Source organism: Catalinimonas alkaloidigena (genome assembly GCF_900100765.1).
Taxonomy (GTDB): Bacteria; Bacteroidota; Bacteroidia; order Cytophagales; family Flexibacteraceae; genus Mooreia; species Mooreia alkaloidigena.
The window spans coordinates 195,843-219,583 of the sequence record NZ_FNFO01000012.1 but is presented as its reverse complement, the minus strand read 5'-3'; the positions used below and the strand labels follow the sequence as shown (position 1 = coordinate 219,583).

Below are 23,741 nucleotides of genomic sequence, written 5' to 3'. Positions count from 1 at the left end.
AACCTCGTGTAACCTGTAAGTGCTGTAGCCTTGACCGGAACGCCCAGCCTGTCCGGTCGGCAGGAGTCAGAAGGAAATTGTGGCGTAAGGCGCACATCTCCATCGACTTACAAAGGTAGTGTATCGTAAAGATTGCTACCCCGAGCAATTTTAATCGAACATTCCGAGATAAAAAGCCCGTGCTGCGTTTTTTATGGCTGCAACTTTTACAAAAACACGACACACCCGAACAACGTATGGCACCGCCGTGATTATAACCCGACCGAAACAGTCCCTTTAGCAGTAGAAAAGCACCATAAGGCCTGGTCGACTAGGGAGATTGCCGCGCACGGCTGTCTAGCTGGAAGACGGCCTGCACACACCATCACAACATGACACCAGACCACGTATCTATGAACTGCCTTCGCCACCTTGCTGCCAGTGTTTTTGTAACAGGTACGCTCCTGATGGGCCCCGCCCTCGCCCAGAAAGCGCCCCTGACCGACGCCAACACTCCGCTCCACGCGCTGCAACCCGATTACCTAACGCCCTATCGTGAAGTCTCTCCGCAGGAAGTGAAGGGCGTGCTGGACCGTGTGCGTGCCTACCTGGAGGCCGTTACGCCGACCCAGGTGGTAGACCGCGCTACCGCGGCCGTCATTACCGATCGTAAAAAGCCCGTGCAGAATGCTGCGCTTCAGGCCGGCGATTTTCGACTGACGAGTTACGAATGGGGCGTGACCTACGGCGCCATGCTGCTGGCCGGGCAGGTAACCGGCGACAAACGCTACACCGACTACACAGCCGCGCGCATGAAGTTCCTCAGCGAGGTAACGCCTTACTTCCGCGCCTATCAGCAGAAATACCCCAACGAACAGAACCCGCTGCGGCAGATGCTGAGCCCCCATGCCCTCGACGATGCCGGGGCGATGTGCATGGCGATGATCAAGGCCGAGCGGGCGGGCGTCGGGGGCAACCTCCGGCCGCAGATCGACCTGTACATGGACTACATCATGAACAAAGAGTACCGCCTGGCCGACGGTACGCTGGCTCGTAACCGCCCGCTGCCCAACACCCTCTGGCTCGACGATCTCTACATGAGCGTGCCGGCCATCGCACAAATGGGGAAGCTGACGGGCGATACTAAGTATTACGACGAGGCCGTGAAGCAGGTTCGGCAGTTTTCGCAGCGGATGTTCAACCGCGAAAAAGGCGTCTACATGCACGGCTGGGTCGAGAGCATGGAGACGCATCCGCAGTTTCACTGGGGGCGGGCCAACGGCTGGGCGCTGATGACCAAGGTAGAGTTGCTGGAAGTGTTGCCCGAGAACCATCCGGGACGGGCCGAGGTGCTCGCGCTGCTGAAGGCCCACATCCGGGGACTGGCGTCGTACCAGTCGGGCGAAGGGTTCTGGCACCAGTTGCTCGACCGCAACGATTCTTACCTGGAAACCTCGGCCACGGCCATTTATGCCTACTGCATCGCGCACGCCATCAACCGGGGCTGGATCGACCGGCAGGCGCATGCGTCGATGGCGCTGCTGGCCTGGAACGCCGTCAGCACCAAAGTCAACGAAAAAGGGCAGGTAGAAGGCACCTGCGTCGGTACGGGCATGGCGTTCGATCCGGCGTTTTACTATTACCGTCCTATCAGCCCCTACGCGGCGCACGGCTACGGACCCGTGCTGCTGGCCGGAGCGGCGATGTACCAACTTCTGCAGGAACATCCCAACAAAATGAACGACAGTGCCATGATGTTCCCGAACTAAGCCACCGGTTCCCAAACTGATTTTCGATGTATACCTTTTTCTCTCGAGTACTGATCCTAATCGGTTGCGTCGTGCTGGCGGCGGCCGCTCCCCGCAAAGAAAAGCCCACGCTGGTCATCATCGGCGACTCGACCGTGAAAAATGGCCGGGGCGACGGCGCGAACGGCGAGTGGGGTTGGGGCGACTACCTGCACGAGTTTATGGACACCACCCGCATCCACCTGGAAAACCATGCGTTGGGTGGCCGCAGCAGCCGCACGTTCATCACGCAGGGATGGTGGGAGAAAGCTCTGGCACGGGTCAGGCCCGGCGATTTCGTGATCATGCAATTCGGGCACAACGACGCCAGCGCCATCAACGACACGTCCCGCGCTCGCGGCACAATCAAAGGCATCGGCGAAGAAACGGAGGCCATCGACAACCTGCTGACCGGCCAACACGAAGTGGTGCATTCGTACGGGTGGTACCTGCGGCAGTACATCCGCGAGACCAAAGCCCGCGGTGCGACGCCCATTGTCTGTTCGCTGGTGCCGCGCAACAACTGGGAGGACGGCGAGGTTAAGCGGGCCACCGACAGCTACGCCACCTGGGCCGAGCAAATCGCCGAAGAGACCGGCGTCTGTTACATCGACCTGAACGACCGCGTCGCCACGCACTACGAAGCCCTGGGACCCGAGAAAGTCGCCTCCTTTTTCCCCAACGACCATACGCATACCGACGAAGCAGGCGCACGCCTCAATGCGCAAGCCGTGGCCGAAGGCCTGAAGGCGCTTAAGCGCTGTGGCCTGAAAAAGTACCTGCGCTGAAACGGTACGGACAAGCAAGGGCGGGTTTTGGTTGAAAAATGCATCCGCAAACGCCTGTGGTGCTGCATGTCAACACCGCAAGATCCGGGTGTTGAGGGCCGGCGCGAGCCACTACCTTTGTTCTGTCAATCCGATAGAACTCCTCCGATCATGGAAAAATTAGCTGTCGCCTCGTCGCAGGCCTCCCTCGATTACGAACGCATCGAACGGGCCATTCTCTTTCTTGAATCGCACCACACCCAGCAGCCGAGCTTGCAGGACGTGGCCGATCATGTTCACCTGAGTCCTTTCCATTTCGAGCGGATGTTCAGTCGCTGGGCGGGCACCACGCCGCAGCGCTTCCTCCGATACCTGACCAAAGAATACGCCAAGCAACTGCTGAATCAGTCGCGCGACGTGCTGGACGTGAGCTATAGTGTGGGGCTGTCGAGTCCCGGTCGCCTGCACGACCTGTTTGTGACCTACGAGGCGCTGTCGCCCGGCGAATACAAGCAGAAGGCCAAAGGAATGGACCTATATTACGGAGTGCACCCCACGCCTTTCGGACCGGCGCTCGTGGCGGTGACCCGGCGGGGGGTGTGCGGGCTGGTGTTTCTGCAAGAGGAAGATCCGGCGACGGCGCTGGCCGGGTTGCAGGAGGAATGGCCAGATGCCCATTGGGCGGAAAATCCACTCCTGACCCGCGCCACAATCGACCAGATTTTCGCGCCGGCGCGTACCACGGTGCCCAAACCCATCCACCTTTTGCTGAAAGGCACCAACTTTCAGGTGAAAGTCTGGGAAGCACTCCTGAAAATTCCGGCCGGGCAACTGGCGCATTACGGACACATCGCCGAAGCGGTGGGAAATCCACAGGCGGTACGCGCAGTCGGCACGGCCTGCGGCAAAAACCACATCGCGTACCTGATTCCCTGCCACCGGGTGTTGCAGAAAGCGGGCCAGCTCGGCGGTTACCGTTGGGGAACGGCGCGCAAAAAAGCCATGCTGGCGTGGGAAGCCGCACAATACGGGCAGCTGGGCTGAGGACGATGATCGCGCACACCGATTTTCCTGAAACGCCGGCAGGACGTGCCCACCGATGGCGCGCCCTGCGTCAGGGGCAGATTCGCTGGGCCGGGAACCACACCCTGCACATCTACGGTACCCTGACCTGCCGCTCGGGCCGGCGCATGCGGCGGGAGAACCGGGTATTTTTTGCGTCGGAAGAGGAAGCACTGGCGCTGGGCTATCGGCCGTGTGGGCACTGCCTGCGGGCCGCGTACCGGCGATGGAAAGCACAGGCGGAAAAGGTCAGGGCTTCGGCGGAAGGCTAGCAGGCACGGCCAGGCTGCGCCAGAGGTAAAATACGAGGTAACTTTCCCACCCCGCAAACTGCCGGAACAGTGCGTCGAGTCCGGCGCGATCGTTCCGGTCCTGCATCAGGCCGTGATCGCGCAGCGCGTTCAACAAGCCGATGTCGCCATACGGAATGCAGTCGAGTGCCTTCAGGTTTTTCATCAGCGCGTAATTGGCCGTCCAGACGCCGATGCCTTTCACCGCCAGCAGCGCTTGGCGTCGGGCTTCGGTGGTTGGCAGGGTCAGAAGTTGGTCCCGACTGAGTGCCCCGTCGCGAAACAGCGCCGCCAAGTTCAGCACGTAATCGGTTTTTTGGCGGGAAAACTGCATCGCCCGTAACGTATCGGGAGGCACCTCGGCCAGCGTCCCTGGCGTTGGAAATACGTAGTGCCGCTCGCCTGCCAGCGTCACCGAGGTGCCGAACGCTTCGACCAGCCGCCGCTTGAGTGTGTAGGCAAACGTGAGGTTGATCTGTTGCCCGATGATGCACCAGCAGAGCGTTTCGAACAGGTCGGCAATGCCGATCAGCCGCAAACCGCCAAAGGCCTCGGGCATGTAGGCGAGGGTGGGGTGCTGCGAGAGTAACTGGTAAAAAGGAGCCAGATCCCGCTCCAGATCGAGCCAGTCCCGTACGTACGTCGCCAGTTGTTCCCGCCGCCGGGGCGTCGCCGATCCGTGCAGCAGCCGGATCTCCAACTGTTCGGCCGCCTCTTCCACCGAAAACACCACCAGCTCTTCGTCCAGCAGCACCGCTTTCGACAGGCCCTTGGGCGTGAGGCAGTGCAGGCAATCGTCGTAATTGCGGTTCAGAAACCAGCGACACTCGTCGAAACTAAAATGCGGAGGGAGGGGAAGGTACACGTCATTCATCGCCGCAAAGTTACGCAGCGGCCGGCGAGGGCGTCCACCCGTTTCTTGCGCTTTGCCTTGGGCGACTTCTGGTCAGGGCGGAAGAGAGAGCCTGCATCGGCTATTGATAGTGTGCGCGCCAGAAGCGTTTTTCGAGCGTCCGGACATTGGGCTCGCTACGGAGCGAAAGAAGGTAGTGGGTGAGGTGCCGTAACTCTTCGTCGGCCGGATCGCCCCAGAACTCTTTGACATAAATCGCATTGCCGTAATTGTACCGGCATTTGTAAGGCGTGTCATCCACAATCAGCATGCGTTCCAGCGGGATGCCCAGCCGCTTCCGGACTTTGCGGAGCTTCTTGACGTAGTGGTAGTGGCTGAACGGATCGTAGCTGCCGGTTTCTTCGAGTTGTTCGTAGTCGATCTGAAACGTGCAGCGACTGCGCCCCCAGACGAACCGCAGCGGATAGTGCGCCGGAAAAAGCTGCGCGACGACCTGTGCCACGTAATCGTCGGAGGCCGAGGACCAGACGGCCACCTCGAAATGTGCGGCCAGTGTCGCTAAAAACGCAGCGGCATGAGGACGGCGATACACTTTGTAGGGACCTGCCTCGAAATGCCACGCTGTATCGTGGGGCGTCGACGTGGCGAAAATCAGCGTTTCGTCCAAGTCGAGAATGACCAGGAGTTTGTCAGTATCATAACGGCGGGAGGTCACGTGGGCCATTTTAAAATTGCAGGGTTGCTTTCATCACCCCTTCGTCGGCATCGAACCGGACCTGAAACCCCACTTTACGCGCCAGTTGCTGCATGCCGGTGTTCTCGGTCATGATGTCGGCGCGCAGCGTATGGAAGCCTTCCCGTTTGCCGATGGCGACCAGCGTACGCAGCAGAGTACTGCCCAACCCACGCCGTTGAAAATCGTCGCTCAGCAGAAGAGCAAACTCGGCTTCGTCTTCCTGGCGGGTTTTGAACAGTTGCCCGGCCCCCACAATGCGATTAGCGGCGGGGTATTCGGCGACCAGCGTCAACTCACGGTCGTAGTCGGCAAAACACAAACGGGCCATGCGGTCGTGGGAGACCCGCTGTTCGTACGCGAAGCGGAAGAAAAACCGGAGGTAGATGGTCTGGTCCGACAGGGTCTGGTGAAACTTGACCATTTGGGGTTCGTCCTCCGGCCGAATGGGACGGATCAACAACGCGGTGCCGTCTGTCAGGGTAACGGCCTGTTCATATTGCGTGGGGTACGGGCGAATCACCGGCCGGGGCAGGGCGTCGTCGGGCACCGACCAGGGGTGCAATTCGATGTGGGCGTCGAGCACCATCACGCCCCGCGACGACACCGCCAGTGGGTTGACGTCGACTTCGCGGATGCGCGGGTGATCTACAACCAACTGGCTGAATAGCACGCCGACTTGTTCCAGTTGTTCCACGACTTCGGGCGTAAAGCGGTCGCGCAGGGCGCGAAAAATCCGGGTCTGCTCCATCAGCCGTCGCGCCAGCGTGGTGTTGAGTGGTGGCAGGGCCAGCGCCTTGTCGTCGTAGACTTCGGCCACGCGTCCGCCGTTTCCGAACAGCAGCACCGGCCCGAAGCCGTCGTCGACCGAACTGCCCAGGATGATTTCCAGCCCCCGGTAGTAGTACATTTTCTGCACCAGAACGCCCTCAAACGCCTCCGGGCGCACCCGTTCGCTGACGGTCCGCTCGATGCGCCGGTAGGCCAGTCGTACCGAGTCGGCGTCGGGCACCGAGAGCAGAACGCCGCCCGCTTCGGCCTTGTGAACGATCTGGGTGGAGTCTACCTTGAGCACCACCGGAAAGCCTAGCCGTTCGGCCTGTTGCACGGCATCGTCTTCGGTACGGGCACGAAAGGCCTCCACCACCGGAATGCCATAGGCGGCCAGCAGCTGTTTGGCTTCGACTTCCGGCAATACGGTCTGGGCCGTGTCGCGGGCGGCGTTCAGCAGCGTATCGCCGACTTGCCGGGCGCGGTGGAACAGCTCCAGTTCCCGCGGCGGGGCGGGGTCGGCTGCGGGTGTCGTTAGCAGTTGAGTCGCGGGGCGGGGTGTTTCGTAGATCCCACGCAGGTTGTAGGCGTACCGCCACAGGTAATTGAACGCCCGCACGGCCGTTTCGGGGTAATTAAACGTCGGAATGCCCGCCTGGCTCAACTGTTCGTTGGCCTTTTCAACGTAAGCGCCGCCCATCCAGCAGGTCAGAACCGGCTTTTTGACATGTGCCAGCGTGCGTTGCAGGGCCGCGGCGATGGCTTCCGGCCGTGCCGACTCCTGGGGCGTCAGAATGGCCAGGAGGCCGTCGACCTGCGGATCGTTCAGCACCGTGTCGACCGCCTGCGCGTAATGGGTAGGGCTGGCGTCGCGAAAGAGGTTCAGCGGATTTTCCGGATGGTAGACCTGCGCTCGGTCGAGCGCCTGCCGCGTGGTGTCCGAAAAGGTAGCCAGCTTACCGCCGCCCGCCAGGAGGGCATCCGTCGCCAGAATGGCCGGCCCGCCTGCGTTACTCACAATTGCCAGCCGCCGGTCGCGGGGGCGGGGTTGGTTGGCCAGCACGGCCGCCATGGAAAACAGCTCGGCGATGGTTTCGACCCGGAGGATGCCGCTACGCCGGAAGGCCGCATCGAAAATGGCGTCCTGGCTCGTCATGGCTCCGGTGTGCGTCGCGGTGACCCGACTGCCGCCTTCGGTGCGTCCGCCTTTGATCGCGATGATCGGTTTGGTATAGGAAACTTCCCGGGCGGCCGACAAAAAGCGCGACACATTGGGCAGCGTTTCGATGTAGAGCAGAATGGCTTTGGTCTGCGGATCGTCACCGAAGTACGTGATCAGGTCGCCCCAATCGAGGTCGAGCATGGACCCGGGCGACACAAATGCGCTGAAGCCGATGTTCCGCTGGGCGCTCCAGTCCAGGATGGCGTCGCCCAGCGAGCCGCTCTGGCTGAGAAACGCCACGTGTCCCGGTTGCGCCACCGGCCGAATGAACGAGGCATTCAGACCAACGTGAGGGCGTACCAACCCGATGGAGTTGGGTCCCAGCAACCGGATGTTGTACCGCCGGACGATCTGCTGCAAGGCCGCCTCACGCGCTAGCCCTTCGGGTTGCCCCGATTCCCGAAACCCCCGCGCCACCACAATCGCGCTGCGCACGCCCGCCTGACCGCACGCTTCCAGGACATCGGGCACCGTGGCCGCCGGAGTTGCAACAATGGCCAGATCGATGCGCTCGGGCAGCTCACCGATCGATGCGTAGGTGCGGATGCCCAGTACGCTGCGCCGCTTCGGGTTGACGGGATAGAGCGTGCCGCCGAAGGGTTGTGTGATCAGGTTGTAAAACAATTTCCGACCCACGCTGTCGGGCTTTTCCGAGGCGCCGATCAGGGCTACGGATTTCGGCTGAAACAAAGGATGCAGGCTGGCAGGCATGGGCACAACGGGACAGGTTCGCAGGAGGTGGACCCGAAAGGCAGACCGTCTCCGTTTCGTTTCCGCAAGCAGTTTAGGCGAATCGGGCGCGGCATGCAAGCCATAAAACCAAAAAGAAAGGCCCGACTCTCTGTGAGCCAGGCCCGATATAACGCTGTGTGGTGGAAATTACCGAGGGCGCCGTTGTCAGGAGGGTCTGCGTTCAGAAACCTCCTTGGTGCAGGAAATAGCACCCACAATTTCGTTCTGCCGGTTCCGTAGAGGCGACAGCGTAACTTCCAGCGGAAGCCCTTCCGCCGGCGTGATCCGTTCTTTCACCGTTTCGCCCTGCAGCACCTTTTCCATGCGGTCCCGATGCGCTTGTTGGGCAGCTTCTGAGTCCAACAGGGCCAGGAAATCGGCCCCGGGGGTGCAGGCTGCCGGCGAATCTTTGAATGAGGCTTCGAACGCGCGGTTGCAGGTAATCAAGCGATGGTGTGCATCCAGGGCGACCAGCGGTAGGTCGATCTCGTTCATGATCGACATGAGGACGTGCTCTTTTTCGTGCAGCTCTTCCAGCAGTTGCTCCAGTTGGCCTTGTTTCCCCGAAAGCGTTTCGACCTGTTGCCGGGCGTCCAGCTCGGCCGCTTTGATGGCCGTAATGTCGGTCGCCAGCTTCAGGACACGCACCACGTCGCCGGTATTGTCGCGAATGGCCGAGTAGCTGCCGCGCAGGTAGACGCGCTCGCCCTTCCGGTTGACGCGCATATACTCCCCGGATTTGGACTTTCCCTCACTCAATTCCTGCCAGAAAAGCTGGTAGTCGGCTGTGTGGGCTTGGTCGTCGGGCATAAAGATGCGGTGATGTTTGCCCTGAATTTCGTCCAGGCGGTACCCCATCAACTGGATAAAACTTTCGTTGGCGGCCAGGATGGTGCCGTCCGGGGTAAACTCGATGGAGGCGATGCCGCTGTTCTGAATCGCCTTGATCTGATGTTCGATTTCGGTACCCTTGCGCGCCATCTCCTCCTGCGTGGCGGAGAGTTCCTCCATATTCTGCCGCATTTCCTCCTCCTGCGCCTGTAACATCTCCGCCTGTTGCTGCGATTCCTGCAGCAGGCGTTGGGTTCGTTGGGCAATTCTTACCGACGCGAGCGTAGAGGCAATCGATTCGCCCAGGCGTTCCAGAAACTGCTGGCGGTAAGGGGGAATCAACGTAAACGAGGCCAGTTCGATCAGCCCATACATCTGGTCGTTTACCTTCAGCGGAATGATGACGATGTTGCGCGGAAGGGCCTTGCCGGTGCCGGACGTAATGGCCACGTAATCTTCCGGAATTTCGGTCAGGTAAAGTGGCTCTTTTTCCAGAAACGCCTGCCCGATCATGCCGGCGCCCAATTCCACCCGTTTGTGCAGGTATTTTTTACGGTTGTAGGCATAACAGGCACACATCTCCAGGAAAGGCTCGTCTTCCTCGTCGGTATTCAGCACGAACAAAGCCGCCTGGTTGATGCCCATGTAGTCGGCGAGGTCGCGCAGCAGGTGGTCCGTCAGTTCTTCGAGATCGTCGTTGTGCTGGCGCAGAATGTCAGCAAACTTGGCCAGCCCTTCGGTGACCCAGGTGCGCTCTTTTTCCTCTTTGGAAATCTTCTGCAACTGATCTTTCATGCTGACCAGCGCGGCGTGCAACTGGTCGTCGTCCTGTGCTTCCAACTGGAGATCCAGGTTGCCCTTCTCGATTTCTTTGATGAAAAAGGAGGCACGTTCGATCGTTTGTTCCTTTTTCGAAATGGTTTCTTGCAGGGAAGCGAGTTGCTTCTTTTGCACCAGTGTAACGGGAATTCCCATGAGCAGACAACGTAAAAGTTTGAAGTGTAGAAGTTTAGGGAGCGAACACACAAAGGTCGTCACTGCGCCGAGCCCAGATTGGGCAAGCGGGCACTAAACCTCACCGTGTACAGATAAATCCGAAAAAAGTGTACTATATGAAGAAATGAAACTATGATGCGCTCCGACGCTGTCGACACCGGACCAGCCCATTTTCTATCTTTACGCTCATCTACTTTTTGATCCCATGCCTACTTTCATGCGTGCGGTGCTGGTCCGCGAACCGGGCGGCCCCGAACAACTCTTGCTCGGCGAAGCCGAACGCCCCGAGCCAGCTTCCGACGAACTTCTGGTAAAAGTGGCCGCCACGGCGGTTAACCGGGCCGATACCTTGCAGCGCCAGGGCAAGTATCCACCTCCCAAAGGGGCCAGTCCTTTGTTGGGACTCGAAATGGCGGGCGAAGTGGTAGCCGTAGGCGCGGCGGTGACCCGCCATCAGGTGGGCGACCGGGTGTTTGGTCTGTTGCCGGGCGGAGGGTACGCCGAATATGCGGTGATCCACGAACAGATGGCGTTGCCTATGCCGGACGAGTGGAGCTACGCCGAAGCGGCGGCCGTGCCGGAAGTTTTCCTGACGGCGTTTCAGGCCCTGATGTGGCTGGGCGAGTTGCAGGCGGGCGAACAGGTGCTGATCCATGCGGGCGCGAGTGGCGTTGGGACAGCCGCCATTCAACTGGCCAAGGCGATGGAGGCAACGGTGCTGGTGACCGCTTCGGCGGGGAAGCACGCGCTTTGCCGGGAGCTAGGCGCCGACCACACCATCGACTACCAACAGGGACCGTTTGCCCCCGAGGTGCAACAACGGACCGGGGGCAGAGGCGTCGACCTGATTGTCGACTTTATCGCCGCGCCTTACTTTTCGCAGAACATCAGCCTGCTGAAAACCGACGGCAGGCTGGTCTTGCTGGCCACGCTGGGCGGCGGAAAGGTAGACGAACTGGACCTGCGTACGGTCTTGTCCCGCCGCCTCTCCATCAAAGGCTCTACCCTCCGGGCGCGCTCCCGGGCGTACCAGATTCGCCTGACCGAAGCGTTTCAGGAATTTGCTTTCAACCGCCTCCGCGAAGGGCAACTTCGCCCCGTGATCGATCGAGTGCTGCCCTGGTCGCAGGCTGCCGAAGCGCATCGCCTGATGGAAGCCAACGAAAATGCCGGAAAAATTATCCTGAGCATCGAAGAATGAGGGAATGAAATTGATACTGAGGGCGTTCGGCGTGTAACGAGCAATCGGTCAACGTTCCAGAGGAAGAAACAGAAGGGTAGAAGCTCCCTCACGTCTTTTCTGATAGACGGTTCCTCTACTACTTCACCCCTTCGTCAGGCCGCGCAATCGCGGATTTATCGTTCGTAGACCTCCAACGGCAGGCCGTCGGGATCGTCGAAAAAGGCAAACTTCTTTCCGGTGAGTTCGTCGACCCGGATGTCCTGCACGGCAATGCCCTGCGCTTCGAGGCTCGCTTTGGCCGCCGCTACGTCGTCAACCTCAAAGGCCAGGTGGCGCAGGCCGGCGGCTTCGGGGTAGGAGGGACGCGGCGGCGGATCGGGAAACGAGAACAGTTCGAGCTGGTAATGGTCGCCCACGGCCAGATCCAGTTTGTAGGAGTCGCGCGCGGCGCGGTACGTTTCTTTCACGACCGGCAGCCCCAGCACCTGCGTGTAAAAATGCTTGGAACGGGCATAGTCGGAGACAATAAGGGCTACGTGATGAATCCGGTTGATTTTAATCATGGGCTAGGGGGGATGGCGGTTGGTGCATACATTTGAGTCTTCCCAACCCTTAACGTACGTAATATGAGAAAAAGATACGCGTTGATTGCCGCGGTGCTGCTTTCGTCAGCCGCCTGGTCGCAGGATGCGGCCGATCTGAGTGCGGTTCACAAAATTAAGCACGAAGGCCTTGAAAACTCGCAGGTAGAGGAGATCGCCTTTCATCTGACCGATGCCTCCGGACCGCGCCTCACCAACTCGCCGGGCTACCAGCGGGCCGCCGAGTGGGCCGTCGGGCAGTTGACGGAATGGGGCCTGAAAAACGCTCAACTGGAAAAATGGGGCGAATTCGGCAAAGGATGGCAGACCGAGAAGTACTACGCCGCCATGACGGAGCCGTATTATTTCCCGCTGATCGGTGCGCCGAAAGCGTGGACGAGCGGCACCAACGGACCCATTTCCGGCGAGGTCGTGCTGATGAATGCCACTACGGAAGAGGACCTGGCGCAATACAAAGGAAAACTGGCCGGGAAAATTGTGCTGGTAAAGTCCACCGCCGAAACGGCCCCCACGTTCGAGCCCGACGGCACGCGCCTCACCGAAGAAGAGTTGCTGGAAAAGGGCAAACAGCCGATTGGGCACAGCAGCCGCTACACGCCGGAATTCATTGCCCAGTACCGGGCGCGGCGGGCGTTGCAACAGAAAATCGGGGCGTTTTTGCAGGAGGAGAACGCGGCGCTGATCATCCGCGGTACGCGTGGCAAACACGGCACGTTCTTTACGTCGAACGGCGCTTCGTACCAAGGCGATGCTGAACCGGCCCTCGCCGAAATCGAGATGGCCCCCGAGCACGCCGACCTGATGGCGCGTCTGCTGGAACACGACCAGCCCGTCAAACTGGAAGCCGACGTTCAGACCCGGTTTTTCGATCAGGACCTGGGTGCCTACAACGTGGTGGCGGAAATTCCCGGAACGGACAAAAACCTGAAATCGGAACTGGTGATGCTGGGCGGTCACCTTGACTCGTGGCACGCCGGAACGGGCGCGACCGACAACGCGGCCGGATGCATCGTGATGATGGAAGCCGTACGGATTTTGCAGCAGTCGGGCCTGCGTCCCCGGCGAACCATCCGCATTGCGTTGTGGTCGGGCGAAGAGCAGGGAATTTACGGGTCACGCAACTACGTGAAAAATCACTTTGCCGATCAGGCAACGATGCAACTCAAGCCGGACCATAGCAAGCTGTCGGCGTACTACAACATCGACAACGGGACGGGACGCATCCGTGGCATTTACCTGCAAGGCAACGACGCCGTGCGCCCGATTTTCGAAGCCTGGTTTGCACCGTTCAAGGACATGATTGACCACCCCACCGTGACGATCCAGAACACGGGCGGTACCGATCACCTTGGTTTTGATGCCGTCGGGTTGCCGGGGTTCCAGTTCATCCAGGACCCGATTGAGTACGGTACGCGTACGCACCACACCAACATGGACGTTTACGAGCGCCTGGTGAAAGAAGACTTGCAACAAATGGCCGTTATTGTGGCGTCGATGGTGTATCATACCGCCCAGCGCGACGAGAAGCTGCCCCGCGAGCCGTTGCCGCAGCCCGAAAAAAGCATGTTCGAGTAACCGGAATCGACCGGTAGCCCAACGCGGGGAAGATCGTACCAACGGCCTTCCCCGCGTTTCGTTTCAGGAACCCAGCATTGCCCGTACCAGTCCCTCGAACAGGCCGACGCCCCGGTCGAGCAATGCATCCGGAAAATCGTAGTCGGGACTGTGCAGCACTGGGCAATCCGGCCCCGCCCCCAGCCCAAAGAGCGCTCCCCGGTACCGCTCGGTGAACAGACCGAAGTCTTCTCCCCACGCAAACGGCGTGTTTTGTTGGTGGAAGGGAACGCCCAACCCGTCGGCCACCGTACGAATCAGCGCATCCGCGTCCGGGTCGTTCACCGTGGCTCGAAACGCTTCTTTCCATTCCCAATGCACCTGCAACCCCGGTTGTTGCTGCACCCGTCGCCCGATTTCCGCTTCGATGGTGGCTTTCATCCGGTCGAACCGTGCATTATCCCAGGTCCGAAAGGTATACCCCAACTGCGCCGCACCCGCCGAAATGCCGTAGGCCTCTTCGCCCATCGAAAGATGAATGGGAGTGCTGACAAAATAGGCATCGTCGGTAGGAACGGGGCAATGCAGCGTGGCGAAATACTGAATCAGGTCCGCCACGACCAACGCCGGATTGATGCCCTGGTCGGGTTCTCCGGCGTGGCTGGTGCGTCCCTGCAAGTGGATGCACACGCTTTCGACCGACGGCGTCAAGCGCCCGGTTTTGCTGACTACCTCGCCCAACGGGTAGCCCGGCAGGTTGTGGAGGGCAAAGGCGTAGGCAATCGGGTAGGCACGCAATACCCCGGAATCGATCACCGCCCGCGCGCCCTGGCCCGTCTCCTCGGCCGACTGAAACAGCAGTAGCACCTGACCGCACGCAGGCGGCGCTTCCTGCAATCGACGGGCGAGGCCCAGCAGAATCGCCATGTGTCCGTCGTGCCCGCACTTGTGTGAAACATCCGCCGTTTGCGACCGGTGGGCAAACCGGTTAAGCTCCTGGATCGGCAGGGCGTCCAGCTCGCACCGGAACAGCAGCGTGGGGCCGGGTCGGCCGGTCGTCAGCACAGCCAGCACCGAATGCTGCGCAAAACCGTGCAGAAGGTCGGTGTAGCCCAGCGCGCCGAGGTGATCCCGCACCAGGCGGCTCGTTTGTGCCTCGTGTCCCGACCGCTCAGGATGGGCGTGCAGGTGTCGGCGGAGGGCTACCAGATCATGAATCATGCGGTTGCGGGAGGATGTGGAACTGCATAAGTAGAAAATCGGGCGCAAACGGCGGACAATTGGGGAACGGGAGCGGGGAAATACTGAAAAATCAGTATTGCGACCGGTCAATTAATTCAGTAACTAGTGCCGTTTTCGCGAGAAGCCGCAAAAGTCGCCCCGACGTACCGTCCGCCCTTCCCGCGTTTCAGGAGTGCTGGCTCCTCCTGCCGCAGTGCGCAGGCCCGTTGTTCTGTTCGCGCCGCATGTCACGCACCGTTGCGTTTCCCCAGATAGCTTTCCGAATCCAGTTGTTGCGTGCGCAAAACGCACTGCTGTTGCCTTTGTTTTCGTTGTGAAACACCTGCTGGCTTTACTATTTCTGGCGCTGCTTACCGTTGCGGTGCTGCTGTTCCTCACCAATCCCCAGGTGCTGAGCGACCTCTGGCTCTGGCTGGTGGGGTTCATCGGGTACGTAGTGCTGCTGTTCGAAAAGGGCTTTCAGGCCGTGGCCGGAGCGTTTCGCCGTCCTGCAACGCGCCTGCCCGAAGGCGTGTCGGCCGCAACCGTCGCCGTCCAACCTGCGCCTCTCGCTGCGCCGGTAGCGCTTCCCTCTGTAACGCACATCGAGCGCCAACTGCAGAACGAGGCGGGCGTGCCCCTGGCCGCGAGTACGCTGACCGTGTTGCGCTACCTCGACGACGGGCAGACGACGCTGGGACTGCTCTTTCTGCGCAACAAGTTTTTCGCCTACACGCTCGAAGATACCTTTCGCGCAACGAAGGTGGCGGGCGAAACGCGCATCCCGGCCGGGCTGTATCCCCTCGATTTTAACCGGGCGCTCACCGGTCTGACGCAGACCTACCGGCAGACGCGCCCCTGGTTCGAGTACCATTTGGAAATTCAGGGCATCCCCGGTTTCGATCAGGTGTACATCCACGTCGGCAACACCCACGAGGACACGCGCGGCTGTCTGCTGATTGCCGACGGGGTCAACACCGCCAGCGCCGTAAAAATGGTCCAGTATTCCCGGCTGGCTTTCGAACGCTTTTATAAAACCATCAGCGCCCTTCTGAACGCCGGCGAAACGGTACAGATCCGCATTGTGGACGAAGACTGGTTCGAGCGCTGCAAACTCTCCCCTGCATGAAATCACTTCCCAAACAATTGTGGGTGCATGTGGCTGGCATTGTGGCCATTGCCCTGGCGTTGTGTGTCCTGATCGGGCAGAGCGATGCCCTCGAAAGCGCAAGTCGTTTCTGGGCCCTCGGGTTCGTGGTGGTGAGTGCGCTGGGCATTCTCTACGGCGTGCTGGTCAAGTACCTCAACGCCGAAGCCGACCACCAGCGCTACGGCGCGCATCCTTACCACCGCTTTTTTTTCGGGGGAACCGGGGTGTTGACCGTCACGCTGACGGTGCTGGGCCTCATCAGCGCGTTGTTTGTGTACTTCGATCATGAGAACATTTTCCAGGCGCTGGGACTGGTGGTATCGGTCACGTGGGTCGCCGTGTTTCTGCGGTACTTCATGTGGTCGGTCTACCATTACAACATCAATTATGGCCTGACCGACCGGGAATGGCAGCGGATTTTCGAGGCGCGCGAAAAACAACGCATGGGGTTTCCGGTGAGCCAGGAAGACCTGACGGCACCCGACAAAAATCCGTACCGCAGCCAGACGTTCGGGCTACCGCCGGGCACCGTACGCGGGATGATCGCCTTCACGCTGCTGATGGGTGGGCTCTCGCTCCTGATTGCCAGTTTTGGTACCGAGTATTCGACCAGCAACCAACTGGCGCTGATCCGGCAACAGTTCGAGTTTTTCGAGACGGCTTTTCTGATGATGATTGCCTTTTATTTTGGCGATAAATCGCTCAAGTACCTCCAACGGCGGTGGACCACCGGCGCGCCGTCGGCCACGGCACCCGCCGCCAAACCGCCGGCCCGGAAGGAGATGATGAGCGAGCTCGATGTCGACGACCTGGCACTGGCCGAAGAAGACCGCGAGCTGGAGCGGGTCGAACAGGAAAAAGGCGCGTCGGCGCTGACCGCCCGGCGCAAAGTCCTGTCGGCGGCCGTTGCGGACGAGCCAGCGGCGCGGTTGCAGGGCAGTTTCGTGCAGGTGAAAGACAACATCTTCGGCAAGGTGCTGAGCGACGAAGAGATCGAAGCGGCGTTGCATCAGTTGCAACAGGAAGAAGGCATTCGCCTGTCGCTGCCGGTCGTGAAGGCCATCCTGGAGGTGGAATCGTCGGGGCGCGGACACCTGCCCGACGGGCGGCCCAAAATTCTGTTCGAGGGGCATCGCTTCTGGTTCTGGCTGGAAAAGTTCGGGAAAAATCCGGCAGCGTTGCAGGCGCAGTATCCCGAGCTGATTTACCGGAACTGGACCACGAAGCACTACCGGCTGGGCGCGAAAGAGTACGAGCGGCTGGACGCCGCCCGGCAGATCGACGCCAAAGCAGCGGTGTACGCTACGTCGTGGGGCCTGTTCCAGATTCTGGGCGAAAACCTGGAGCACAACATCAAGGCGCGGCTCGATCCGGCCCGGGAGGCACGCGACCCTGACTTTTATAAGGACTACAACGATTTTGTCGAGAAGCAAGGCGTCTCGGAGTATTACCATTTTCTCGATTTTCTGGCCTTCATCAAAACCAAAACCGCCCGGGGCAAGCCGCTGATCGAGTACATTTCGGAAGCCCGCCAGGGTACGTACGACTGGGCCTCGTTCGCCTACGGCTACAACGGCAGCGGCTACAAAACCAACCAGTACGACGTCCGGCTACAGGCCGCCTACGCGCGCTACCGAACCCAGACACCAGCTTCGGAGGCAGGCGGGGGCTGGGTGCCGATGCTGGACGCCGGCCACGGGGGCATGAAAGACGGCGTCTACCAGACGCCCCCCGAGCGGGGCAAGCGCTACGAATTTGCCGACGGCACCAAGATTTACGAAGGAGACATCAACCGCCGCATCGGGCGAATGCTGATGGACCTGTTGCAGGAAGCGGGCATTCCCTTCTACGACCTGACGGTCAGTACCGTGGACGACACCAGCCTGACGGAACGCGTGGAGAAGGCCAACGCCCTCTACCGTGACCACCCGAACGCCTATTTCCTCTCCATCCACAGCAATTCCAGCTCGAAAGCGCTGACCGGCGCAGGCGGACAGGCCAACGGGTTCGAAGTCTGGACCAGCGTGGGCCAGACCAAGAGCGACGAACTGGCCAGCGTGGTGGCGCAGGCGTACAAGCAGGCGTTCCCGGAGTTTAAGTTCCGGCAAGACATGACCGACGGCGATCCCGACCGGGAAATGGAGGTAGAAAGCAAGTCGTTCTACGTGCTGCGCAAGACCCGCTGCCCGGCGTTGCTGGTCGAAAACCTGTTTTACGATAACCGGCTGGAAGCGCAGTTTCTGCTGAGCGAAGCGGGGCAGCGGCGCATCGCCCGCTGCCTGTTCAACGCCGTACGGGACATCCACCAAAACGTGCATGCCTGATGAAAACCCCTTCCGCATCGTGGAGTGCCCTGATCGGGTTGCTGCTGGGACTGATCGCCTGCCAGCCGGACGAGCGCGGGCTGGTGGTGGGGAAAATCCAGCAGGCCAGCGATCTGGCAACCACCGAATTTACGGTCGACAAGATTGTACACGGCACCAAAACCCGAAAGTTCTCCTGGTTTCTGAAACTCAGCGAAGCCCGTTTTCTGGCCTACTCGCAGGCGACGGTCAAAACCGGCATCGACCTGGGGCAGATCGCCGAACGTGATGTCGAAATCGAGGGCAAGCGCATTACGCTGCGGCTGCCGCCCGTGAAGGTCATCAACTTTTCGTATCCGCCCGCCGGGTTTGTGGAGGATTCGCTGATTTCTGATCCGAAGGCTTTTCTCAACAAAATCAGCCTCGACGATCAGGAAGAATTTTTCCGCCAGGCCGAACTCGACATCCGGAACAACCTGGCCTACATGGGCGTGGTGGAAACCACGCAGCAGCATACGCGCGCGCTGCTGACGCAACTGCTGCGCGCGTTGGGCTACCGCGAAATTTACATCTCGTTTCAAAGCGACGCGCTGCTGATCGACCCGGTGAACGTGTCGGGAGAGGAGGAAGGCAATGATTAGCCTGATCCTGAAAAACTGGCGCTTTCTGTTCGACGCCCTGTTGATCGTGGGGCTGGTGGTGCTGCTGTTCCTGTGGAATCCGTTCGGGATGTTCGGCGGTGGACTAAAGCTGGAAACCACCACCAACATGGTGACGGAAGTGCGGCAGATCGGCCAATTGATTACGGCCGAATATTACGGCGAAGTGATCGCTTCATTGGAAGAGTCGCGGCTGGAATTGGTGTTCGACGACTCGCTCAACGACGAAGCCCAGCAGCAGTACGTCGCCCTCAAACAAGCCCTCTTTCAGCTCTATCAGTACCAACAGCGCCCGAAAGACGAACGCACGCAGGAGTTTAAGGACAATCGTGCGCTTTTCGGCAATCCGACGAACTGGCGGCGGCTGGTGCGGCACGAGGTGGATCGCCAGAACATCCAGGACAAGCTGCATTTCCACGAGTTACTCCAGCCCAACGACGCTTCGTTCGACGACGTGCTGGAATACCTCTGGCGCGAGCGGATCGACCCGCAAAAGAAAAGCGACTGGGACCCTGCCGAGAAGGACAAAGGCCGCGTGCTGTTTGCGATCTACACGGAACTGGCCGACTACGCCCGGCGGCTGGCAGAACCGGCGCTGCAAGCGTACCTGCACGAAGGATTCGAAGAGACGCGTGCTTACAGTGCATTTTTTCACGAAGACCGGACGTCGAAACTGACGCGCGTAGAGCGGAAAAAGCGACTGGCGATGGTGGGGCGGGGCTGGGTAAAGGCGGGCTTTGACTTCGGCACGCTCGATGCGTCGTCGTTTTACTTTGACGAGGAGCACGGCGAATTGCACTTCTTCGGGCTGCAACCGCGCATCCTCAACGCCGACATCAACCCCTGGTTCATTCCCGAGCGGGGCGTGCCGGGGTTCGACATCATCGACTATGCGGGGCAGGTCAGTTTCAAAGACGCCAAGCAGGTAAAACTCCGTTGCCTCGAAAAGCTGGTCGCCTACGCGCACCGGGCGCAGATTCTGGCGCGTGCTCAGCAGCAGGGGGAAGCCACGTTGCAGGCTTTTTTTTCGCTCGTCACCGGCAAGGAGGTGCAACGGGTCTTTTTTCACAACGATGCGCTGATCGTGGCTGCCGACGACATGGCGCGCGACGAATACCTCAACGCATACGAAGCCCACCGCCTCGATTCGCTCGTGCGGCGGGAGGAGGCGGTGCTGGATTCGCTGGCGCGAGCACCGACCAATCGTTCGCGGAACCTGCAACTGATCGCACAAAAGGAGCAGCTGTTGCGCGCCACACTCGGAAAACTCCGCAAGCTTCCGTTCGAAGCGGTGCCCGGCACGTTTTCCTACTTTTCGGCCCTGGCCTACCGCGTGGGACAGGACTCCATCCTGGAGCCCCACGAAGAACACGAACTGGAACGAGCGTTTTGGATATCGGTCCAGCGCCCGGCCGAACACACGCGCGACTCCGTGTTGCCACGGCGCTTGCCCTACTGGCTGGACGACAGCCTGGCGTTTATGATGGACTACAACCGGGCCGTGGCTTACCTTCTGCGGACCTGCCCTCGCCGGGGCCAGCTGGAAACGCAGGGGCAGCGGGCCGATGCAGACGTGCAGGCGCGCCTGTTGCAGGACAGCGCGGTGGTAGATTACCGCCGGTTCGGCGATTCGGTGCAGGTGACCTACCTGCGGGGCGCGCAGGATGCCCGGCCGTACCTGCTGACACAACTGCATCCGTTCTATTACGATGCGGCGCATTTCGCGCAGGCGGTGGAAGCCAACGACTTGTTCGGGCCGGTGCTGACGCCCCGGGGCGATACGACGCTGGCCTACGTCAACGATAGCACGCTCTGGCTCTACCGGCAGGCGGCGGCCGGGTACGATACCCTCCAGGCGCTGCATCTGCCACCGGAGGAGTTTCTAAATCAGGCCCTGTGGCAAGCGGGGCGGGGAATACAGGCTCCCTTGGGAAGCGACACCTTGTACGTGTGGCGCGCGAAACCACCGGTGCCGGAGGCGCCGCCGTACCGCCTCACGAGTCTCCAGGCGCAGGAACTGGCGTCGTACTACGAACTGTTGGCCGCTGCCCAGGCGCAGTGGCAACACCAGGATCCCATCTTGAAGGCCAGTGCATGGGTGCAGGCGAAACTTGGGGCGCAGGAACGCGCCCGCCACAAACTCGCGGCCTGGCGGACCTACGTTCAGGGGCGCTGATCGTACCGCATCGGGGACGGCGAACCCCTGCCGGCGCAAATCCGTCAAAGGAAGAAATGCCTGTTCGTATGATTCCAGAACTGATCGCTTCCTTTTTCATCGGGTTGGGCCTGGCCGCCTCCGTTGGGTTTCGCGTCTTTTTGCCGCTGCTGTTCCTGAGCGTAGCCAGTTATTTTGGCGTTGTGCCGCTCAGCGAGTCGTGGCAGTGGGTCGGGACGCTCCCGGCGATGGTGGTATTCGGGGTGGCGACCCTTCTCGAAACGCTGGCCTACTTCATTCCCTGGTTCGATAACCTGCTCGATGCCATCACGCTGCCCGCCGCTACCGTTGCCGGTACGGCCGTAATGGCGTCCACCATGGTCGACATCGAACCCATGTGGCGCTGGGCCCTGGCGATTATCGCGGGGGGCGGCACGGCGGGGTTGGTCAAAGGGCTCAATGCCAAGACGCGGCTCGCCTCCACGGCCACGACTGGCGGGCTGGGCAATCCGGTGGTCTCGGCGACCGAGACAGTGGCTTCGGTCGGGTTGTCGGCACTTTCGGTGTTCCTGTGGCCCCTCGCAGCCCTTGTGGTCATCTTGCTGTTGGTCGGAATGGTCTTTTTCTTTCGTCGGTTGCAACGGCTTTGGAAACGCCCGGCGTCGCGCTCCTAAAGGCGTGGCACAACAAAAAAGCCCCACCGAAACGGCGGGGCTTTCTGTATCTGCAAAGGTATGACTATGAAATCTGAATCTCGCGGTTCGGCTTCACTTTGGCTTCCTCCCGTTTGGGCAGGCTAATCCGCAGGACGCCGTCTTCGTACTTGGCCTGAATTTTTTCGCCATCAACCGACTTGGGCAGCGTGAACGAACGCTGAAACGCGCTGTAGTTGAACTCACGCCGCGTGTATTTGCCTTCTTCTTTCTCTTCTTTGGTGTCTTCGAACTGCGAAGAGATGGTCAGCAACTCGTGGTTCACGTTGATTTTGAAATTCTCTTTTTTCAGGCCGGGGGCGGCTACTTCGACCGTAAAGGCCTCGGCGTGCTCTTGTACGTTTACCGCCGGCAGCGTAGCGCTGTAGTCGCGGTTAAAGAGGTTGGAGGCGTCGTCGCCAAAAAAGTTTTCCAACACACTGTTAAAGGTAGCGGCCGGGCTGTAGGGTTTAAATCTTACGAGTGACATAGTTTTAATCGTTTAAGGTGAACAATGAAGGGTTAAGTCCATTCTGTTTTCCGTGTCCTGCGAAAGACGTTCTGTCCGTATGCGCCTTCTTTTCGTCGGGACACTTCCCTGTAAACAACTTAAATGCCACTCGGATTTTAGGAGCGATTGGCCCATTTAATGTGTCAAATTGGCATTTTATGGCTTTTTTCTTGTAAAATTGGTGTCAAAATGTCTTTATTGAGGTGTAAACTTGTCCTGGACAAGTCGCGTATGACGTATCAAACCTAACGATTCCTTATGGGCTTAATTCTGAGTATTCTGTTATCGGCACTGGCGGTTATGGCGGGCGCTTACCTGTTGCCCGGCGTAACGGTCGATGGCTACGGCACAGCCATCGTGGTCGCCATCGTACTGGCCATTCTCAACGCTATCCTGCGACCGATCCTCGTGATCCTGACCATTCCCGTCACCATCCTCACGCTGGGGCTGTTCCTGCTGGTGATCAACGTGATCATCATTTACATCGCCGATGCGCTCATCGGAGGCTTCGAAGTGGCAGGCTTCTTATCGGCGTTGCTCTTCAGCATCATCCTGGCGCTGCTCAACGCGCTTATCGGAACGTTTGTGGATTGATAATCGACGAGACCACTGGCTCTACCCCCGACCCCTGATCGGCCTCCACAAACACGGCGTTCTCTTCCGGAACGTGCTTGCCGGTCTTTTTTCTGCGGCGGCCGGACGCCAACTGACGTTCGCGCACCATCACGGCATCCAGACCGACGTGGAACAGCGCATCGCCGCCGTTAACCACCGGGGTATAGTTGACGCCGATCACGTAGCCGTCGGTAGCCGCCCGAATCACGTACTCGTGCTCCCCGTACGGATCGGTCAGGCGACCGATCTTTTCTCCTTTGTCGATCTGGGAACCGAGCGGCACCAGCGGGCTGAACAACCCGGCCTGGCGCGCGCGCAACCACGAGCTTTCTTTCAGGAGCACCGACTGGCCCGTGCCCAGAATCATGTCGGCCTTCTTCTTCATGCCGAAATGCAGCATGACGCGTTGCGTGCCCCGGATGCCTTCCTGGATGGCAAACTCGTCGAAGCGCATCGATTCGCCGCCTTCGTAGACGATGATGTACTTGCCCATGCGGTCGGCGGCTTTCCGGAACGATTTGTCGATCAGCTTGGAGTTCATCAGAAACGGCGCGCCGAACGCCTTGCCCAGTTCCAGGTTTTGCGGAATGTCGGTAACGCACCGGATCTGCGGGTAGTTGCTGCGATTGGCGCCGCCCGTATGAAAATCGATGCCGTAGTCGATCGACGGAATGATCTCATTCATAATGGTATAGGCCACGCGTTGCGCCAGCGAGCCGCGCAGGCTGCCAGGGAAACTGCGGTTCAGGTCTTTGCCGTCGGGCAGGGCACGTGTACTTTGCAGAAATCCGTAGATGTTCACCAGCGGAATGGCGATGACCGAGCCCGCCGAGGGGTGCAGCATTTTGTGGCGAATCATGCGCCGGATGATCTCGATGCCGTTGGTCTCGTCGCCGTGCAGGCCGGCCGTTAGCAGCAGGACCGGGCCGGGGCGTTTCGAACGGAAAATGTAAATCGGCAGATCGATAACCGTGTGCGTAGGCAGCTTGTGGATGTACAGGTTGATGACGGCCTGTTCGCCGGGTTTGATCGCTCTTCCGTTGATGACGATGAGATCGGACATGCTTGCGTTG

At 60.0% G+C, this 23,741-nt stretch carries 20 protein-coding genes; 12 read left to right on the top strand and 8 right to left on the bottom strand.

Going from position 1 to position 23,741, the window contains the following annotated elements; translation table 11 throughout:
* Positions 1–392: 392 nt before the first annotated feature.
* The 4 genes from BLR44_RS24830 (at position 393) to BLR44_RS24815 (ending at position 3,867) form a co-directional block, all read left to right on the top strand.
* Complete coding sequence (locus BLR44_RS24830; protein WP_089687301.1) at positions 393–1,748, top strand: glycoside hydrolase family 88/105 protein; 1,356 nt, start codon at positions 393–395, stop codon at positions 1,746–1,748.
* A gap of 26 nt (positions 1,749–1,774) precedes the next feature.
* Entirely contained in the window at positions 1,775–2,554 is a 780-nt protein-coding gene (locus BLR44_RS24825) for a rhamnogalacturonan acetylesterase (RefSeq protein WP_089687299.1), read from the top strand.
* Between the two features lie 150 nt (positions 2,555–2,704).
* On the top strand, positions 2,705–3,577 hold the full coding sequence (locus BLR44_RS24820) for a methylated-DNA--[protein]-cysteine S-methyltransferase (protein ID WP_089687297.1): 873 nt from the start codon (positions 2,705–2,707) through the stop codon (positions 3,575–3,577).
* Positions 3,578–3,582: 5 nt separating this feature from the next.
* Positions 3,583–3,867, top strand: a complete 285-nt coding sequence (locus BLR44_RS24815; RefSeq protein WP_089687295.1) for an Ada metal-binding domain-containing protein — start codon at positions 3,583–3,585, stop codon at positions 3,865–3,867.
* On the opposite strand, the gene BLR44_RS24810 is transcribed toward BLR44_RS24815, so the two are convergent.
* From BLR44_RS24810 to BLR44_RS24795, 4 genes are all read right to left on the bottom strand, one after another.
* Positions 3,845–4,759, bottom strand: a complete 915-nt coding sequence (locus tag BLR44_RS24810; protein WP_089687293.1) for a DNA-3-methyladenine glycosylase family protein — start codon at positions 4,757–4,759, stop codon at positions 3,845–3,847. The two genes, BLR44_RS24815 and BLR44_RS24810, sit on opposite strands and share 23 nt — an antisense overlap.
* Before the next feature lie 100 nt (positions 4,760–4,859).
* Positions 4,860–5,462 carry an HAD family hydrolase gene (locus tag BLR44_RS24805; RefSeq protein ID WP_089687291.1) on the bottom strand — a complete coding sequence of 201 codons (603 nt, stop codon included), beginning with the start codon at positions 5,460–5,462 and terminating at the stop codon, positions 4,860–4,862.
* A gap of 1 nt (position 5,463) precedes the next feature.
* Positions 5,464–8,175 carry a bifunctional acetate--CoA ligase family protein/GNAT family N-acetyltransferase gene (locus BLR44_RS24800; RefSeq protein WP_089687289.1) on the bottom strand — a complete coding sequence of 904 codons (2,712 nt, stop codon included), beginning with the start codon at positions 8,173–8,175 and terminating at the stop codon, positions 5,464–5,466.
* Between the two features lie 186 nt (positions 8,176–8,361).
* On the bottom strand, positions 8,362–10,002 hold the full coding sequence (locus BLR44_RS24795) for a PAS domain S-box protein (RefSeq protein ID WP_089687287.1): 1,641 nt from the start codon (positions 10,000–10,002) through the stop codon (positions 8,362–8,364).
* A 226-nt stretch (positions 10,003–10,228) separates the two neighbouring features.
* Between BLR44_RS24795 and BLR44_RS24790 the strand changes: the two genes are divergently transcribed.
* Complete coding sequence (locus tag BLR44_RS24790) at positions 10,229–11,224, top strand: NAD(P)H-quinone oxidoreductase (protein WP_245706163.1); 996 nt, start codon at positions 10,229–10,231, stop codon at positions 11,222–11,224.
* Between the two features lie 155 nt (positions 11,225–11,379).
* On the opposite strand, the gene BLR44_RS24785 is transcribed toward BLR44_RS24790, so the two are convergent.
* Complete coding sequence (locus tag BLR44_RS24785) at positions 11,380–11,769, bottom strand: SMU1112c/YaeR family gloxylase I-like metalloprotein (protein WP_089687283.1); 390 nt, start codon at positions 11,767–11,769, stop codon at positions 11,380–11,382.
* Between the two features lie 63 nt (positions 11,770–11,832).
* Between BLR44_RS24785 and BLR44_RS24780 the strand changes: the two genes are divergently transcribed.
* Positions 11,833–13,383 carry a M20/M25/M40 family metallo-hydrolase gene (locus tag BLR44_RS24780; RefSeq protein WP_089687281.1) on the top strand — a complete coding sequence of 517 codons (1,551 nt, stop codon included), beginning with the start codon at positions 11,833–11,835 and terminating at the stop codon, positions 13,381–13,383.
* A gap of 63 nt (positions 13,384–13,446) precedes the next feature.
* On the opposite strand, the gene BLR44_RS24775 is transcribed toward BLR44_RS24780, so the two are convergent.
* Positions 13,447–14,583 (bottom strand): M20 metallopeptidase family protein, encoded by a 1,137-nt coding sequence (locus BLR44_RS24775; protein WP_089687279.1) that lies wholly within the window; start codon positions 14,581–14,583, stop codon positions 13,447–13,449.
* 334 nt (positions 14,584–14,917) lie between these two features.
* Here BLR44_RS24775 and BLR44_RS24770 point away from each other — a divergent pair, with 334 nt between their 5' ends.
* From BLR44_RS24770 to BLR44_RS24750, 5 genes are all read left to right on the top strand, one after another.
* The gene (locus tag BLR44_RS24770; RefSeq protein ID WP_089687277.1) at positions 14,918–15,712 is read left to right on the top strand and encodes a DUF5675 family protein; all 795 of its coding nucleotides are present in this window, start codon (positions 14,918–14,920) and stop codon (positions 15,710–15,712) included.
* Positions 15,709–18,057: an N-acetylmuramidase domain-containing protein gene (locus BLR44_RS24765; RefSeq protein ID WP_089687275.1), complete on the top strand. Its 2,349-nt coding sequence runs from the start codon at positions 15,709–15,711 to the stop codon at positions 18,055–18,057. Before BLR44_RS24770 ends, BLR44_RS24765 begins: the two co-directional genes overlap by 4 nt.
* Positions 18,057–18,677 (top strand): DUF4230 domain-containing protein, encoded by a 621-nt coding sequence (locus BLR44_RS24760; protein WP_089687273.1) that lies wholly within the window; start codon positions 18,057–18,059, stop codon positions 18,675–18,677. Before BLR44_RS24765 ends, BLR44_RS24760 begins: the two co-directional genes overlap by 1 nt.
* Positions 18,670–20,871, top strand: a complete 2,202-nt coding sequence (locus BLR44_RS24755; protein ID WP_089687270.1) for a DUF4230 domain-containing protein — start codon at positions 18,670–18,672, stop codon at positions 20,869–20,871. Before BLR44_RS24760 ends, BLR44_RS24755 begins: the two co-directional genes overlap by 8 nt.
* A 68-nt stretch (positions 20,872–20,939) precedes the next feature.
* Complete coding sequence (locus BLR44_RS24750) at positions 20,940–21,524, top strand: DUF4126 domain-containing protein (RefSeq protein WP_089687268.1); 585 nt, start codon at positions 20,940–20,942, stop codon at positions 21,522–21,524.
* Positions 21,525–21,588: 64 nt separating this feature from the next.
* Here the strand turns inward: BLR44_RS24750 and BLR44_RS24745 are convergent, their stop codons facing one another.
* Positions 21,589–22,032, bottom strand: coding sequence for an Hsp20/alpha crystallin family protein (locus BLR44_RS24745; protein ID WP_089687266.1), 444 nt, complete (start codon positions 22,030–22,032; stop codon positions 21,589–21,591).
* 279 nt (positions 22,033–22,311) lie between these two features.
* On the opposite strand from BLR44_RS24745, the gene BLR44_RS24740 reads away from it, so the two are divergent.
* Entirely contained in the window at positions 22,312–22,647 is a 336-nt protein-coding gene (locus BLR44_RS24740; protein ID WP_089687264.1) for a phage holin family protein, read from the top strand.
* On the opposite strand, the gene BLR44_RS24735 is transcribed toward BLR44_RS24740, so the two are convergent.
* On the bottom strand, positions 22,625–23,731 hold the full coding sequence (locus BLR44_RS24735) for a succinylglutamate desuccinylase/aspartoacylase family protein (protein WP_089687262.1): 1,107 nt from the start codon (positions 23,729–23,731) through the stop codon (positions 22,625–22,627). The two genes, BLR44_RS24740 and BLR44_RS24735, sit on opposite strands and share 23 nt — an antisense overlap.
* Positions 23,732–23,741: the final 10 nt, after the last annotated feature.

What these genes read in the sequence shown, in the direction of transcription:
- BLR44_RS24815 (WP_089687295.1), top strand. Translation starts at nt 3,583, where the DNA reads ATGATCGCGCACACCGATTTTCCTGAAACGCCGGCAGGACGTGCCCAC.
- BLR44_RS24780 (WP_089687281.1), top strand. Translation starts at nt 11,833, where the DNA reads ATGAGAAAAAGATACGCGTTGATTGCCGCGGTGCTGCTTTCGTCAGCC.
- BLR44_RS24775 (WP_089687279.1), bottom strand. Translation starts at nt 14,583, where the DNA reads ATGATTCATGATCTGGTAGCCCTCCGCCGACACCTGCACGCCCATCCT.
- BLR44_RS24760 (WP_089687273.1), top strand. Translation starts at nt 18,057, where the DNA reads ATGAAAACCCCTTCCGCATCGTGGAGTGCCCTGATCGGGTTGCTGCTG.
- BLR44_RS24785 (WP_089687283.1), bottom strand. Translation starts at nt 11,769, where the DNA reads ATGATTAAAATCAACCGGATTCATCACGTAGCCCTTATTGTCTCCGAC.
- BLR44_RS24830 (WP_089687301.1), top strand. Translation starts at nt 393, where the DNA reads ATGAACTGCCTTCGCCACCTTGCTGCCAGTGTTTTTGTAACAGGTACG.
- BLR44_RS24735 (WP_089687262.1), bottom strand. Translation starts at nt 23,731, where the DNA reads ATGTCCGATCTCATCGTCATCAACGGAAGAGCGATCAAACCCGGCGAA.
- BLR44_RS24820 (WP_089687297.1), top strand. Translation starts at nt 2,705, where the DNA reads ATGGAAAAATTAGCTGTCGCCTCGTCGCAGGCCTCCCTCGATTACGAA.
- BLR44_RS24800 (WP_089687289.1), bottom strand. Translation starts at nt 8,175, where the DNA reads ATGCCTGCCAGCCTGCATCCTTTGTTTCAGCCGAAATCCGTAGCCCTG.
- BLR44_RS24750 (WP_089687268.1), top strand. Translation starts at nt 20,940, where the DNA reads ATGATTCCAGAACTGATCGCTTCCTTTTTCATCGGGTTGGGCCTGGCC.
- BLR44_RS24805 (WP_089687291.1), bottom strand. Translation starts at nt 5,462, where the DNA reads ATGGCCCACGTGACCTCCCGCCGTTATGATACTGACAAACTCCTGGTC.
- BLR44_RS24740 (WP_089687264.1), top strand. Translation starts at nt 22,312, where the DNA reads ATGGGCTTAATTCTGAGTATTCTGTTATCGGCACTGGCGGTTATGGCG.
- BLR44_RS24765 (WP_089687275.1), top strand. Translation starts at nt 15,709, where the DNA reads ATGAAATCACTTCCCAAACAATTGTGGGTGCATGTGGCTGGCATTGTG.
- BLR44_RS24795 (WP_089687287.1), bottom strand. Translation starts at nt 10,002, where the DNA reads ATGGGAATTCCCGTTACACTGGTGCAAAAGAAGCAACTCGCTTCCCTG.
- BLR44_RS24790 (WP_245706163.1), top strand. Translation starts at nt 10,229, where the DNA reads ATGCCTACTTTCATGCGTGCGGTGCTGGTCCGCGAACCGGGCGGCCCC.
- BLR44_RS24755 (WP_089687270.1), top strand. Translation starts at nt 18,670, where the DNA reads ATGATTAGCCTGATCCTGAAAAACTGGCGCTTTCTGTTCGACGCCCTG.
- BLR44_RS24810 (WP_089687293.1), bottom strand. Translation starts at nt 4,759, where the DNA reads ATGAATGACGTGTACCTTCCCCTCCCTCCGCATTTTAGTTTCGACGAG.
- BLR44_RS24745 (WP_089687266.1), bottom strand. Translation starts at nt 22,032, where the DNA reads ATGTCACTCGTAAGATTTAAACCCTACAGCCCGGCCGCTACCTTTAAC.
- BLR44_RS24825 (WP_089687299.1), top strand. Translation starts at nt 1,775, where the DNA reads ATGTATACCTTTTTCTCTCGAGTACTGATCCTAATCGGTTGCGTCGTG.